The organism is Kitasatospora sp. NPDC089913 (genome assembly GCF_044748625.1).
GTDB lineage: Bacteria > Actinomycetota > Actinomycetes > Streptomycetales > Streptomycetaceae > Kitasatospora.
On sequence record NZ_JBIVGI010000011.1, the window covers coordinates 196,598 to 207,918 of the forward strand.

At 73.3% G+C, this 11,321-nt stretch carries 10 protein-coding genes and 3 tRNA genes; 3 read left to right on the top strand and 10 right to left on the bottom strand.

What is annotated here, in order from left to right:
- Window positions 1-148: 148 nt before the first annotated feature.
- Both secE and ACIPYS_RS19270 read right to left on the bottom strand, forming a co-directional pair.
- Complete coding sequence (gene secE / locus ACIPYS_RS19265; protein ID WP_093861687.1) at window positions 149-481, bottom strand: preprotein translocase subunit SecE; 333 nt, start codon at window positions 479-481, stop codon at window positions 149-151.
- A 147-nt stretch (window positions 482-628) separates the two neighbouring features.
- A tRNA-Trp gene (locus tag ACIPYS_RS19270) sits at window positions 629-701 on the bottom strand.
- Window positions 702-971: 270 nt separating this feature from the next.
- Here ACIPYS_RS19270 and ACIPYS_RS19275 point away from each other — a divergent pair.
- Together ACIPYS_RS19275 and ACIPYS_RS19280 are read left to right on the top strand one after the other, a co-directional pair.
- Entirely contained in the window at window positions 972-2,216 is a 1,245-nt protein-coding gene (locus tag ACIPYS_RS19275) for a pyridoxal phosphate-dependent aminotransferase (RefSeq protein ID WP_400747428.1), read from the top strand.
- 142 nt (window positions 2,217-2,358) lie between these two features.
- Window positions 2,359-3,387 carry an adenosine deaminase gene (locus ACIPYS_RS19280; RefSeq protein WP_093861685.1) on the top strand — a complete coding sequence of 343 codons (1,029 nt, stop codon included), beginning with the start codon at window positions 2,359-2,361 and terminating at the stop codon, window positions 3,385-3,387.
- A 46-nt stretch (window positions 3,388-3,433) separates the two neighbouring features.
- Here ACIPYS_RS19280 and ACIPYS_RS19285 read toward each other — a convergent pair whose 3' ends face one another.
- The 6 genes from ACIPYS_RS19285 to ACIPYS_RS19310 all read right to left on the bottom strand — a co-directional run bounded on the left by ACIPYS_RS19285 (window position 3,434) and on the right by ACIPYS_RS19310 (window position 6,050).
- Window positions 3,434-4,477 (bottom strand): UDP-N-acetylmuramate dehydrogenase, encoded by a 1,044-nt coding sequence (locus tag ACIPYS_RS19285; protein ID WP_400747511.1) that lies wholly within the window; start codon window positions 4,475-4,477, stop codon window positions 3,434-3,436.
- 98 nt (window positions 4,478-4,575) lie between these two features.
- Window positions 4,576-4,998, bottom strand: a complete 423-nt coding sequence (locus ACIPYS_RS19290; protein WP_400747431.1) for a MaoC family dehydratase — start codon at window positions 4,996-4,998, stop codon at window positions 4,576-4,578.
- 5 nt (window positions 4,999-5,003) lie between these two features.
- Window positions 5,004-5,465, bottom strand: a complete 462-nt coding sequence (locus ACIPYS_RS19295) for a MaoC family dehydratase N-terminal domain-containing protein (RefSeq protein WP_093861683.1) — start codon at window positions 5,463-5,465, stop codon at window positions 5,004-5,006.
- Window positions 5,466-5,612: 147 nt separating this feature from the next.
- A complete protein-coding gene (rpmG, locus tag ACIPYS_RS19300) occupies window positions 5,613-5,777 on the bottom strand; it encodes a 50S ribosomal protein L33 (protein ID WP_006604855.1) in 165 nt (54 codons plus the stop codon).
- Window positions 5,778-5,861: 84 nt separating this feature from the next.
- A tRNA-Met gene (locus tag ACIPYS_RS19305) sits at window positions 5,862-5,934 on the bottom strand.
- 43 nt (window positions 5,935-5,977) lie between these two features.
- A tRNA-Thr gene (locus ACIPYS_RS19310) sits at window positions 5,978-6,050 on the bottom strand.
- A 239-nt stretch (window positions 6,051-6,289) separates the two neighbouring features.
- Between ACIPYS_RS19310 and ACIPYS_RS19315 the strand changes: the two genes are divergently transcribed.
- A complete protein-coding gene (locus ACIPYS_RS19315; protein ID WP_400747433.1) occupies window positions 6,290-7,558 on the top strand; it encodes a hydrolase in 1,269 nt (422 codons plus the stop codon).
- A 248-nt stretch (window positions 7,559-7,806) separates the two neighbouring features.
- On the opposite strand, the gene ACIPYS_RS19320 is transcribed toward ACIPYS_RS19315, so the two are convergent.
- Entirely contained in the window at window positions 7,807-8,487 is a 681-nt protein-coding gene (locus tag ACIPYS_RS19320) for a response regulator (RefSeq protein ID WP_093861681.1), read from the bottom strand.
- The gene (locus tag ACIPYS_RS19325) at window positions 8,484-11,141 is read right to left on the bottom strand and encodes an ATP-binding protein (RefSeq protein WP_400747436.1); all 2,658 of its coding nucleotides are present in this window, start codon (window positions 11,139-11,141) and stop codon (window positions 8,484-8,486) included. The genes ACIPYS_RS19320 and ACIPYS_RS19325 overlap by 4 nt, the downstream gene beginning before the upstream one ends.
- Window positions 11,142-11,321 lie beyond the last annotated feature (180 nt).

An 11,321-nucleotide genomic window follows, 5' to 3' on the forward strand; every position in this document is an offset into this window, starting at 1 on the left:
CGCTCACGCGGTCGCCGGAAGTTCGCCTCGAAGACTTCAACAGTACCGAGTCAACGGTAGCGGCCCCGTACCTCCGACGCAGACAGCTCGACCCGGGCCGAGGACCGGCCCGGGTCGGGAGGTTGTACGCACAGGTGGAACGGCTTGGTCAGCCGAAGATCCAGAGGGCGGCCTTGGAGAAGCCGTAGTCGAGGCCGGACACGAAGGCCATCACGACCACGACGAACACGACCACGACCGTGGTGTAGCTCACCAGCTGGTTGCGGGTCGGCCAGACGACCTTGCGCAGCTCGGCGATGATCTGCCGGTAGAAGAGGGCGAGGCGCGCGAAGACGCCCTTCTTGCCCCGCTTGCCGGACTTCTTGTCGCCAGAGCGCTTGCGGCGCGAATCACCCTCCGCAGGGGTGGTCTCGGCAGCGCCGTCGGCCCCCTCGGGGTTGCCGCTCTCAGGCGTTGCGGTGGAGCCCGTGGTCTCCGTCACTCGTCCTCACCTGAATCCGGGTCCTGCCGAGCGTCGACTGCGTACCCGAAGAGGCACGAGCGGCCGGCTAGCGGTGCTGATCGGCGCCCTCTCCGCATCAAGCCCGCTCGCTCTGTGGAGCGAACGGGCTGAGTACGGATCAAGCAGCAGGGCAAGAGGGACTTGAACCCCCAACCGCCGGTTTTGGAGACCGGTGCTCTACCAATTGAGCTATTGCCCTACGGAACCTCGCGGCCCCAGTAGTGACGACCAACCTACCGTATCTTCCACCGGACTCCGCACTGTTTCGGTGCGGTGGTGGAGGCTCCGGTTCGTTCGGTGGCCGTCGATCAGTGAGTGTACGGGGTCGAAGGGCGTTTGGTCGAACCTCTTCTTTTTCGGGCCGTCACCGGGCCCCCACCCGGTCCCCACCCGGCCGCCATCCGGACGGTCCCGTACATATCGTGAAACCGCCATGCCCGGGCGGTGTGCGGTCTGCGACCATGCAGGCATGAGCGCTTCCACCCCGCAGCCCGACCGTTCCGTCCGCCCCGCCGACCGCCGCGTCTCCGCCCGGATCGGCGCGATCGCCGAGTCCGCCACCCTCGCCGTGGACGCCAAGGCCAAGGCCCTCAAGGCGGCCGGCCGGCCCGTCATCGGCTTCGGCGCCGGCGAGCCGGACTTCCCCACCCCGGACTACATCGTCGAGGCGGCCGTCGAGGCCTGCCGCGACCCGAGGAACCACCGCTACACCCCGGCCGGCGGCCTGCCGGAGCTCAAGGAGGCGATCGCGGCCAAGACGCTGCGCGACTCCGGCTACGCGGTGGACGCCTCCCAGGTGCTGGTGACCAACGGCGGCAAGCAGGCGATCTACGAGGCGTTCGCGGCGATCCTCGACCCGGGCGACGAGGTCATCGTCCCGGCGCCGTACTGGACCACCTACCCGGAGTCGATCCAGCTGGCCGGCGGTGTGCCGGTGGAGGTCGTGACCGACGAGACCACCGGCTACAAGGTCTCGGTCGAGCAGCTGGAGGCCGCCCGCACCGAGAACACCAAGGTGGTGCTCTTCGTCTCGCCGTCCAACCCGACCGGCGCGGTGTACACCCGGGCCGAGGCCGAGGCGATCGGCCGCTGGGCCGTGGAGCACGGGCTGTGGGTCCTCACCGACGAGATCTACGAGCACCTGGTGTACGGCGACGCGGAGTTCGTCTCGCTGCCGGCCCTGCTGCCGGAGCTCGCGGACAAGACCGTCGTGGTCAACGGTGTCGCCAAGACCTACGCGATGACCGGCTGGCGGGTGGGCTGGGTGATCGGTCCCAAGGACGTGATCAAGGCCGCGACCAACCTGCAGTCGCACGCCACCTCGAACGTCTCCAACGTGGCCCAGCGCGCCGCCCTGGCCGCCGTCGCCGGCGACCTCTCCGCCGTCCACGAGATGCGCACCGCCTTCGACCGGCGCCGCCGCACCATCGTCCGGATGCTCAACGAGATCGACGGCGTGGTCTGCCCCGAGCCCGAGGGCGCCTTCTACGTGTACCCGTCCGTCAAGGCCCTGCTGGGCAAGGAGATCCGCGGGCAGCGTCCGCAGACCTCCGCCGAGCTGGCCTCGCTGATCCTGGACGAGGTCGAGGTCGCGGTCGTTCCCGGCGAGGCCTTCGGCACCCCCGGCTACCTGCGGCTCTCCTACGCGCTGGGCGACGCCGACCTCGCCGAGGGTGTCGGCCGGATCCAGAAGCTGCTGGCCGAGGCCCGCTGAACCCTCCCCGCCCCGGGCCCGCTCGTGGTGCCCCGGACGCGTGACGTCAACGCCGATTGACCGGACCGCCCTCTTTTCACCCCTTCGGGGGCCGGGAAGAGGGCGGTTCCCGTAGGGGGCCCCGATACGGCAGGATTCGTGAATGGAACGCCTGCTGAACCCGCGAGACGTCAGGGACCTTCCGAAGGCCCACCTGCACCTGCACTTCACCGGCTCGATGCGCCCGGCCACCCTGCTGGAACTGGCCGACAAGCACGGGGTCCGGCTGCCGGAGGCGCTCAGCTCCGGCGGGACGCCCCGGCTGCGGGCCACCGACGAACGCGGCTGGTTCCGGTTCCAGCGCCTCTACGACACCGCCCGCTCGGTCCTCCGCGACGAGGAGGACATCCGCCGGCTGGTCCTGGAGACCGCCGAGGACGAGCGGCGGGACGGCTCCCGCTGGCTGGAGATCCAGGTCGACCCGACCTCCTACGCGCCCCGGCTGGGCGGGCTGATCCCGGCCCTGGAACTGATCCTGGACGCGGTGGAGCAGGCCGCCGCCGCCACCGGGGTCGGCATCAGGGTCCTGGTCGCGGCCAACCGGATGAAGTCCCCGATGGACGCCAGGACCCTGGCCCGGCTCGCCGTCCGTTACACCGACCGGGGCGTGGTCGGCTTCGGCCTGTCCAACGACGAGCGCCGCGGGCTGGCCCGCGACTTCGACCGGGCCTTCGACATCGCCCGCCGGGGCGGGCTGCTGGCCGCCCCGCACGGCGGCGAACTGGCCGGCCCGGAGTCCGTCCGGGACTGCCTGGACGACCTCGGCGCCGGCCGGATCGGCCACGGGGTGCGGGCCGCCGAGGACGAGCGGCTGATGCAGCGGCTGGCCGACCGCCAGGTGACCTGCGAGGTCTGCCCGTCCTCGAACGTCTCGCTGGGCGTCTACGAGCGCCCGGAGGACGTCCCGCTGCGACGGCTGTTCGACGCCGGGGTGCCGCTGGCGCTCGGCGCGGACGACCCGCTGCTGTTCGGTTCCCGGCTCGCCGACCAGTACGACCTGGCCCGGGACGTGCTGGGCTTCTCCGACCCCGAGCTGGCCGAGCTGGCCCGGCAGTCGGTGCGCGGCTCGGTCGCGCCGGACAGCGTGCGGAAGGAACTGCTGGCGGACATCGACGCCTGGCTGACGGCCTGAGGCCGGTGGTGGTGGCGGCTGCTGCTGCTGCGGTGGCGCCGGCGACTCAGAGGCTGACGCCGACCATCACCGGCTCGTTCACCAGCTCCACCCCGAAGGCCGCCCGCACCCCGTCCCGGATCTCCCGGGCGAGTGCGAGGAGGTCCTCGGTGGTGGCCGCGCCGCGGTTGGTGAGCGCCAGGGTGTGCTTGGTGGAGAGGGTCGCCGGGCCGCTCCCGTAGCCCTTGCCGAAGCCGGCCCGGTCGATCAGCCAGGCGGCCGAGGTCTTGGTGCGGCCGTCCGGCGCCGGATAGGCGGGTGCGGTCAGCTCCCGCTCGGCGGCCAGCGCCAGGAAGGCCGCGTACTGCTCGGGGCCCAGCACCGGGTTGGTGAAGAAGGAGCCCGCCGACCAGGTGTCGTGGTCCGCCGGGTCCAGCACCATGCCCTTGCCCGCCCGCAGCCCGAGCACGGCCTCGTGCGCCGCCCGCAGGCCGACCCGCTCGTCCTGGGCGACCCCGAAGTGCTTGGCGACCTCGGCGTAGCGCACCGGGGTGGAGAGCCCGGCGGCGTCCTCCAGCCCGAAGCGGACCCGCAGCACCACGTAGCGCTCGGGGTCCGCCTTGAAGCGGCTGTGCCGGTAGGAGAAGGCGCACTCGGCGTTGGGGAGGGTGACCACCTCGTCGGCCCGGCGGTCGTAGGCGACCACCTCGGTGATCGTCTGCGCGACCTCCTGGCCGTAGGCGCCGACGTTCTGCACCGGGGTGGCGCCGGCCGAGCCGGGGATGCCGGCGAGGAACTCGATCCCGGCCAGTCCTGCCCCGACCGCGCGGGCCACCGCGTCGGCCCAGACCTCGCCGGCCGCCAGCTCCAGGACGGTGCCGTCCAGCGCGAAGCCGGTGGTGGCGATCCGCAGCACCGTGCCGGGGAAACCGGCGTCGCCGATCACCAGGTTGGAGCCGCCGCCGAGCACCAGCAGCGGCTGCCCCGCCGCGTCCGCGGCGCGCACGGCGGCGATCACCTCGTCGTCGGTGTGCGCGGTCACCAGGCGGCGGGCCGGGCCACCGAGCCGCAGGGTGGTCAGCGGGGCGAGGGGGGCGTCGAGTTCTTCCAGCACGCCCCCAGGGTACGGGGAGCCCGCGCCCGCCCGGCCCCGCACGGGGCGGGGGCGGGGCGGGGGCGGGCACGCCCGGGGTGCACGCCCGGCCGGGCTCAGCCGAGCCGGACGACCGCCTTGGCCATGCCGAGCACCTTCTGGCCCTGGTAGGTCGCCAGCAGGTCGACCTGGACCTTGCCGTCGTCGAGCAGCTTGGCCACCTTGCCGCTGACCTCGACCACCGAGCCGGTGCCGTCGTCGGGCACCGGCACCGGGCGGACGAAGCGGACGCCGTACTCGACCACCGCGGCCGGGTCGCCGACCCAGTCGGTCACCACCCGGACCGCCTCGGCCATGGTGAACATGCCGTGCGCGATGACGTCCGGCAGGCCGACCTCCAGCGCGACCCTCTCGTTCCAGTGGATCGGGTTGAAGTCGCCGGAGGCGCCCGCGTACTGCACCAGCGCGGCCCGGGTCACCGGGAAGGACTGCGCCGGCAGCGCGGTGCCGACCTCGACCTCGTCGTATCCGATCGCCATCGGGCTCACTCCCCCGCCTTCTCGTCGGCGGCCCGGGCCACCAGGGTCATGACCGACGTCACCACGTGCTCGCCGGACTCGTCCGCGACCTCGCCGCGCACGGTGAGCACGTCGTTGCCGGCCAGCGACTTGATGTTGTCGACGGTGACCGAGACGGTCAGCCGGTCACCGGCCCGCACCGGGCGGGTGTAGCTGAACTTCTGGTCGCCGTGCACGACCCGGCTGTAGTCGAGACCCAGCTCCGGGTCCTGGACCACCTGGCCGGAGGCCCGCATGGTGAGCACGATCGGGAAGGTCGGCGGCGCGATCACGTCCGGGTGGCCGAGTGCCTTGGCGGCCTCCGGGTCGCGGTACACCGGATTGGCGTCACCCACGGCGACGGCGAACTCGCGGATCTTCTCCCGGCCGACCTCGTAGGGCTCGGTGGGCGGATAGGTCCGCCCGATGAAGGAAGGGTCGAGTGCCATCGGCAGCTCCTAGGAAACGCGGCGGACAGACGGTCGGAACACGTTGGAACACGTTGGAACGCAAAAGACTCCGGGCCGCACCCCCCGTGAGGGATGCGGCCCGGAGCCGTAGACCTGGTCACACAGGCCCGTTGCCCTGCAAGAGGGTCAGCGGGTCTCGCGGTGCGCGGTGTGCGAGTTGCAGCGGGGGCAGTGCTTCTTCATCTCAAGACGGTCCGGGTCGTTACGCCGGTTCTTCTTGGTGATGTAGTTCCGCTCCTTGCACTCCACGCAGGCCAGCGTGATCTTCGGGCGGACATCGGTGGCAGCCACGGGAGTGCCTTCCTTGGACAATGAATAAGAACACAGACAAGAGTAGCCGACCGGGAGTGTGATCCCCCGACCGACTACGCGGGGTAGCGGTGACCGGACTTGAACCGGTGACACAGCGATTATGAGCCGCTTGCTCTACCAACTGAGCTACACCGCCACAGTGATCCGGAGCACAGCCGAAGCCGACTCCTTCTCACCAGAGCCCCCATGCGGAATCGAACCGCAGACCTTCTCCTTACCATGGAGACGCTCTACCGACTGAGCTATAGGGGCGAACGAGGAAGAGATTACACGTTTCGCGCCCAGAGGTGAAATCCGTATCGCGCGGCGAAGTCCGCAGGTCGGCGAGGCGCACGGGCGAGCGATCGAAGGTCCGGCGTTCGACCGGCCCCCCGGAGCCACGCCCCGACCCGATACGACTATTGCCCGCCTCCCGGCGCCCCGGGCCCGCCCGCCGTAGGCTCGTCGCTCATTGACCCGAGCAGGAACCGGACGCCAGAAGGAGCCGGGCGATGGACAGCGCAGCCGCCGACGGACCGCACCCCGGACCCGGCCCTGCCGCCAACCCGCTCGGGCACGGGCCCGTCCTGCTGCTCACCGGAGCCAGGCTGGCGGACGGCCGGGTGGTGGACGTACGGATCAGCGGCGACCGGATCCAGGCCGTCGGCACCGCCGGCGGCCTCGGCCCCCTGCCCGCCGTGCCCGGCGGGCCCACCGTCACCACCGGGGCCAGGATCGACCTGCGCGGCTACCTGCTGCTGCCGGCCCCGGCCGAGCCGCACGCGCACTACGACGTCGCCTTCTCCGCCGCCCTGCCCACTCCGCCGCCGGAGACCCCCGCCGAGCTCACCCGGCGGGTCACCGAGGCCGCCCTGACCTCGCTCGGCTACGGCGCGACCGCCCAGCGCACCCACGTCCGGATCGGCGACGTGCACGGACTGCGCCGGCTGGAGGCGGTGCTCACCTCCCAGCAGGCGCTGCGCGGCCTCGCCGACCTCCAGGCCGTGGCGATGCCCCGGCTGCTCACCGGAAGGGCCGGGGCGGACGGCCGGGCCCAGCTGCGGGAGGCGCTCAAGCTGGGCGCCACCGCCGCCGGCGGCTGCCCCGAGCTGGACCCGGACCCGGCCGGCTACGTCCAACTGCTGCTGGAGGCCGCCCGGGAGGCGGACTGCCCGGTGGACCTGCACACCACGGCCGCCGATCCGGCGCAGCTGGCCCGGCTGGCCGGAGCGCTCGCCCCGTTGCGGCCCCGGGTGGTGGTCGGTCCCTGCGGGTCGCTCGTGCCGGGCGCCGCGACGGTGCTGGCCAACAGCGGGGTCAGGGTGGTCTGCCTGCCGCAGAACGGCGCCTGTTCGGGGCTGGAGGGCCTGGCGGGCGGGCCGCGGCCCGCGCCGCTGCGGGACCTGCTGAAGGCCCGGGTGCCGCTGGCGGCCGGCAGCGGTTCGCTGCGCGACGGCGCCAACCCGGTCGGGCGGGCGGACCCGCTGGAAGCTGCGTACCTGCTGGCGGCGGCCGGGGTGCTGGATCCCGACGCGGCGTACGACGCGGTCTCCAACCAGGCACGGCTGGCGCTGGGACTGCCGCCGGTGCGGGTGGACGCCGGGTTCCCGGCGGAGCTGCTGGCGGTGCGCGGGGACAGCCTGTCCGGGGCGCTGGCGGGCGGGCACAGCCGGCTGGTGGTGCACAGCGGCCGGGTCGTCAGCCGGACCAGCGCGGTGCGGGAGTTCGCCGACACGGTGGCCCTGGCGCTGCCCCGGCAGTCGGACGGCACGGACGGGTGATCGGGGCGCGCGATGCCGGCATCGCGCGCCCCTCCCCCACCCGGGTGGCCGCCGGAGCGGCGAAGCGGTCCCAGGCATCCCCCACGGAGCGGGACCGCTTCCTCGTCACCGACGCTATGCCCCCGGGCGGCCGGCCCGGCCGCTCCTGACGGGCCGTTGACGCCGGGGCGGCCGGTCCTGACGGACTGTTGACGCCGGGGCGGCCGGTCCTGACGGGCCGTTGACGCGCCCGGTGACGCGGGGCGCGGTCAGGGCTCGTAGCGGTAGCCGATCCCCGGCTCGGTGATCAGATGGCGCGGCCGGGCCGGGTCGCGCTCCAGCTTCCGCCGCAGGCCGGCCAGGTAGACCCGCAGGTAGTTGCCCCGCTCCTCGTGGGCCGGGCCCCAGACCTCGCGCAGGATCCGCCGGCCGGGCACCAGCCGGCCGGGGTGGGCCAGCAGCAGGGACAGGATCCGCCACTCGGTCGGGGTGAGCCGCACCGGGCCGTCCGGCCCGCTGACGGTGGTGGCGGCGAGGTCCACGGTGTGGTCGCCGATCACCGGCGCGGGCACCGCGGGGCCGAGGGCGACCGGCGGGCGGCGCAGCACGGCGCGCAGCCGGGCCAGCAGCTCGTCCATCAGGAACGGCTTGGTGAGGTAGTCGTCGGCGCCGGCGTCCAGCGCGCCGATCCGGTCGGCGGCGTCGGCCCGGCCGGAGAGCACGATGATCGGCACCGCACTGCGGCTGCGCAGAACGCGGATGACGTCCATGCCGTCGAGGTCGGGCAGGCCGAGGTCGAGCAGGACGGCATCGGGGGAGGTACCGGCGGCGCGGGCCAGGGCCTCGCCGCCGGTCGCGGCGGTGCGGACGGCGTACTGCCGGGCGCCGAGGTTGATCCGCAGGGTGCGCAGCAGCGCCGGCTCGTCGTCGACGACGAGGATCTCGCTCATTCGGGGGCCTCCCCGTACTGCTGGGCGGGCAGGGGACCGGCGGACACCGGATCCGCCGGTACGGGCACGGGACCGTCGGGCAGCGGCCGGGCCGGGGCGGCGGGCAGGGTGAGCAGCATGGTGGTGCCGCCGCCGGGGGTGTCCTCGACCTCCAGGCTGCCGCCCATGGCTTCGGCGAGGCCGCGGGAGAGGGCGAGGCCGAGGCCGACGCCGGTGGTGTTGTCGGTGTCACCGAGGCGCTGGAACGGCAGGAAGACCCGGTCCCGGTCCTCGGGGGCGATGCCGGGACCGCGGTCGATCACCCGCAGTTCGACCCGTCCGGCGTGCTGGCTGGCGGCGACCAGGACCGGCGCGCCGGGGGCGTTGTACCGCAGGGCGTTGGTGATGACGTTGGCGAGGACGCGTTCCAGCAGCGGCGGGTCGGCGAGCACCGGCGGCACGGTCTCCAGGTCCAGCGGCTGGACGGGCGCGTACGGATCGGCGAGCGAGTCCAGCGCGCGGGGCAGGATCTCGTCGAGGTGGGTCTCGGCGAGGTGGAGGGTGAGCGCGCCGGCCTGGAGGCGGCTCATGTCGAGCAGGTTGTCCACCAGACGGGTGAGTCGGACGAGGGACTCGTCGGCAGTGGCGAGGAGTTCGGCCCGGTCCTCGGCGGAGAACTCGACGTCGGGGCTGCGCAGCGAGCCGACCGAGGCGAGGGCCGCGGCGAGCGGGGTGCGCAGGTCGTGGCTGACGGCGGCGAGCAGGGCGGTGCGCATCCGGTCGGCGGCCTTGATGGGTTCGACCTCGGCCGCGACGACGGCGAGGCGGTCGCGTTCCAGGGCGGCGGCGACGTGGGCGGCGAAGGCGGTGAGGACGCGCTGGTCGGCGGCGGGCAGCCGGCGGCCGGTCAGGACGAGGACGGCGTCGGCGCCGACGGGGACCTCGGTGGTGACGAGGGTGCGGTCCGGGGCGGCGGCGCCGGTGTCGGCCCGGTCACCGTCGGCGGCGTCCCCCGGCTCGGCGGCGGTGTCGCAGGAGGCGAGCACCTCGCCGCCGGTGCGGCCGAGCAGGGCCACCGAGCTCATGCCGAAGGCGGTGCGGGACTTCTCCAGCAGGGCGGGCAGGGCGTCGGCGCCGCGCAGCACGCTGCCGGCCAGGGTGGAGAGGGTCTCGGCCTCGGCGGTGGCGCGGGCGGCGCGGGCGGTGAGGCGGGTCGCGTGGTCGACCACGGTGGAGACGGTCAGCGCGACGGCCGCGAAGACCACCAGGGCGATGATGTTGTTGGTCTCGCCGATGGTGAAGGCGTGGACGGGCGGGATGAAGAAGTAGTTGAGCAGCGCCGAGGCGACCAGCGAGGCCAGCAGGGCCGAGGTGGCGCCGCCGAGCAGGGCTACCACGACGACGCCGAGCTGGAAGATCAGGGCGTCGGTGGTGAGGTTGACGGTGTCGTGGAACTGGGACAGGACCAGGGTCAGCAGCGAGGGCACCGCCAGGCCGGCCAGGAAGCCGGCGACGGTGCGGCGCCGGGAGTGGCGCCGGCCGAGGGCGGGCAGCCGGCCCCGGCCGGTGAACTCGTGGGTGACCATGTGGACGTCGATGTCCTCGGAGGCGTCCACCGTGGTCTCGCCGATGCCCGGTCCGGTGAGGAAGCGGGCGGTCCGGCCGCGGCGGCTGGTGCCGAGGACGAGCTGGGTGGCGTCGTGGGCGCGGGCGAAGGCCAGCAGCGAGGTGGGGATGTCGTCGCCGACGACCACGTGGTAGCTGCCGCCGAGGCTCTCGACGAGCTGCCGCTGCTGGGCGAGGGCGCCGGAGGAGGCGCCGGCCAGGCCGTCGCTGCGGGTGACGTGGACGGCGAGCAGGTCGCCGCCGGCGGTGCGGTCCGCGATCCGGGCGGCGCGTCTGATCAGGGTCTCGCCCTCGGGGCCGCCGGTGAGGGCGACCACGACGCGTTCGCGGGTCTCCCAGACCCGGTCGATGTTGTGGCTGGCCCGGTAGTCGCGCAGGCCCTCGTCGACCCGCCCGGCCACCCAGAGCAGGGCGAGCTCGCGCAGGGCGGTGAGGTTGCCGACCCGGAAGTAGTTCGAGAGCGCGGCGTCCACCTTCTCCGCCTTGTAGACGTTGCCGTGGGCCATCCGGCGGCGCAGCGCCTGGGGGGCCATGTCGACGAGTTCGATCTGGTCGGCCCGGCGCACCACCTCGTCCGGGACGGTCTCGCGCTGCGGGATGCCGGTGATCTTCTGAACGACGTCGTTCAACGACTCCAGGTGCTGGATGTTGACCGTGGTGATGACGTCGATCCCGGCGTCCAGCAGCTCGTCGACGTCCTGCCAGCGCTTGCCGTGCCGCCCGCCGGGGATGTTGGTGTGCGCCAGTTCGTCCACGAGCACGACCGTGGGCTTCCGCCGGAGTACCCCGTCGAGGTCCATCTCCTCGAAGTCGGTTTCCCGGTAGGCGCGGTGGACGCCCGGCACGACCTCCAGGCCGTCGAGCATCGCCTCGGTGTGGCGGCGGCCGTGGCACTCGATCCAGCCGACGACGACGTCCGCGCCCCGGTCCTGTCTGCGCCGGGCCTCGTCCAGCATCCGGTAGGTCTTGCCGACACCGGGAGCGGAACCGAGGTACACCCTCAGCCGGCCGCGTCGGTGGCCGGTGCCGGGGGTGAGGTCGCGGGCCATGGGCGCTGCTCTTTCGTCTTCTGCGTCGTACGGGGGACGGGTCGTGCAGGGGACGGGTCGCACGGGGACGGACGGGGGGGGGGGGCCGGGGGGGCACCAGAGACACAACCCCCCGGGGCATCAGCCCCCAACAACGGCAACAAACAAACCAAAAGAAAACGCACACAAAAACCAAAAGTA

Excerpts from the sequence above, each read along its gene's own strand:
- ACIPYS_RS19325 (WP_400747436.1), bottom strand. The coding sequence starts at position 11,141 with ATGGCCCGCGACCTCACCCCCGGCACCGGCCACCGACGCGGCCGGCTG.
- ACIPYS_RS19275 (WP_400747428.1), top strand. The coding sequence starts at position 972 with ATGAGCGCTTCCACCCCGCAGCCCGACCGTTCCGTCCGCCCCGCCGAC.
- ACIPYS_RS19280 (WP_093861685.1), top strand. The coding sequence starts at position 2,359 with ATGGAACGCCTGCTGAACCCGCGAGACGTCAGGGACCTTCCGAAGGCC.
- ACIPYS_RS19320 (WP_093861681.1), bottom strand. The coding sequence starts at position 8,487 with ATGAGCGAGATCCTCGTCGTCGACGACGAGCCGGCGCTGCTGCGCACC.
- ACIPYS_RS19315 (WP_400747433.1), top strand. The coding sequence starts at position 6,290 with ATGGACAGCGCAGCCGCCGACGGACCGCACCCCGGACCCGGCCCTGCC.
- ACIPYS_RS19290 (WP_400747431.1), bottom strand. The coding sequence starts at position 4,998 with ATGGCGATCGGATACGACGAGGTCGAGGTCGGCACCGCGCTGCCGGCG.
- ACIPYS_RS19295 (WP_093861683.1), bottom strand. The coding sequence starts at position 5,465 with ATGGCACTCGACCCTTCCTTCATCGGGCGGACCTATCCGCCCACCGAG.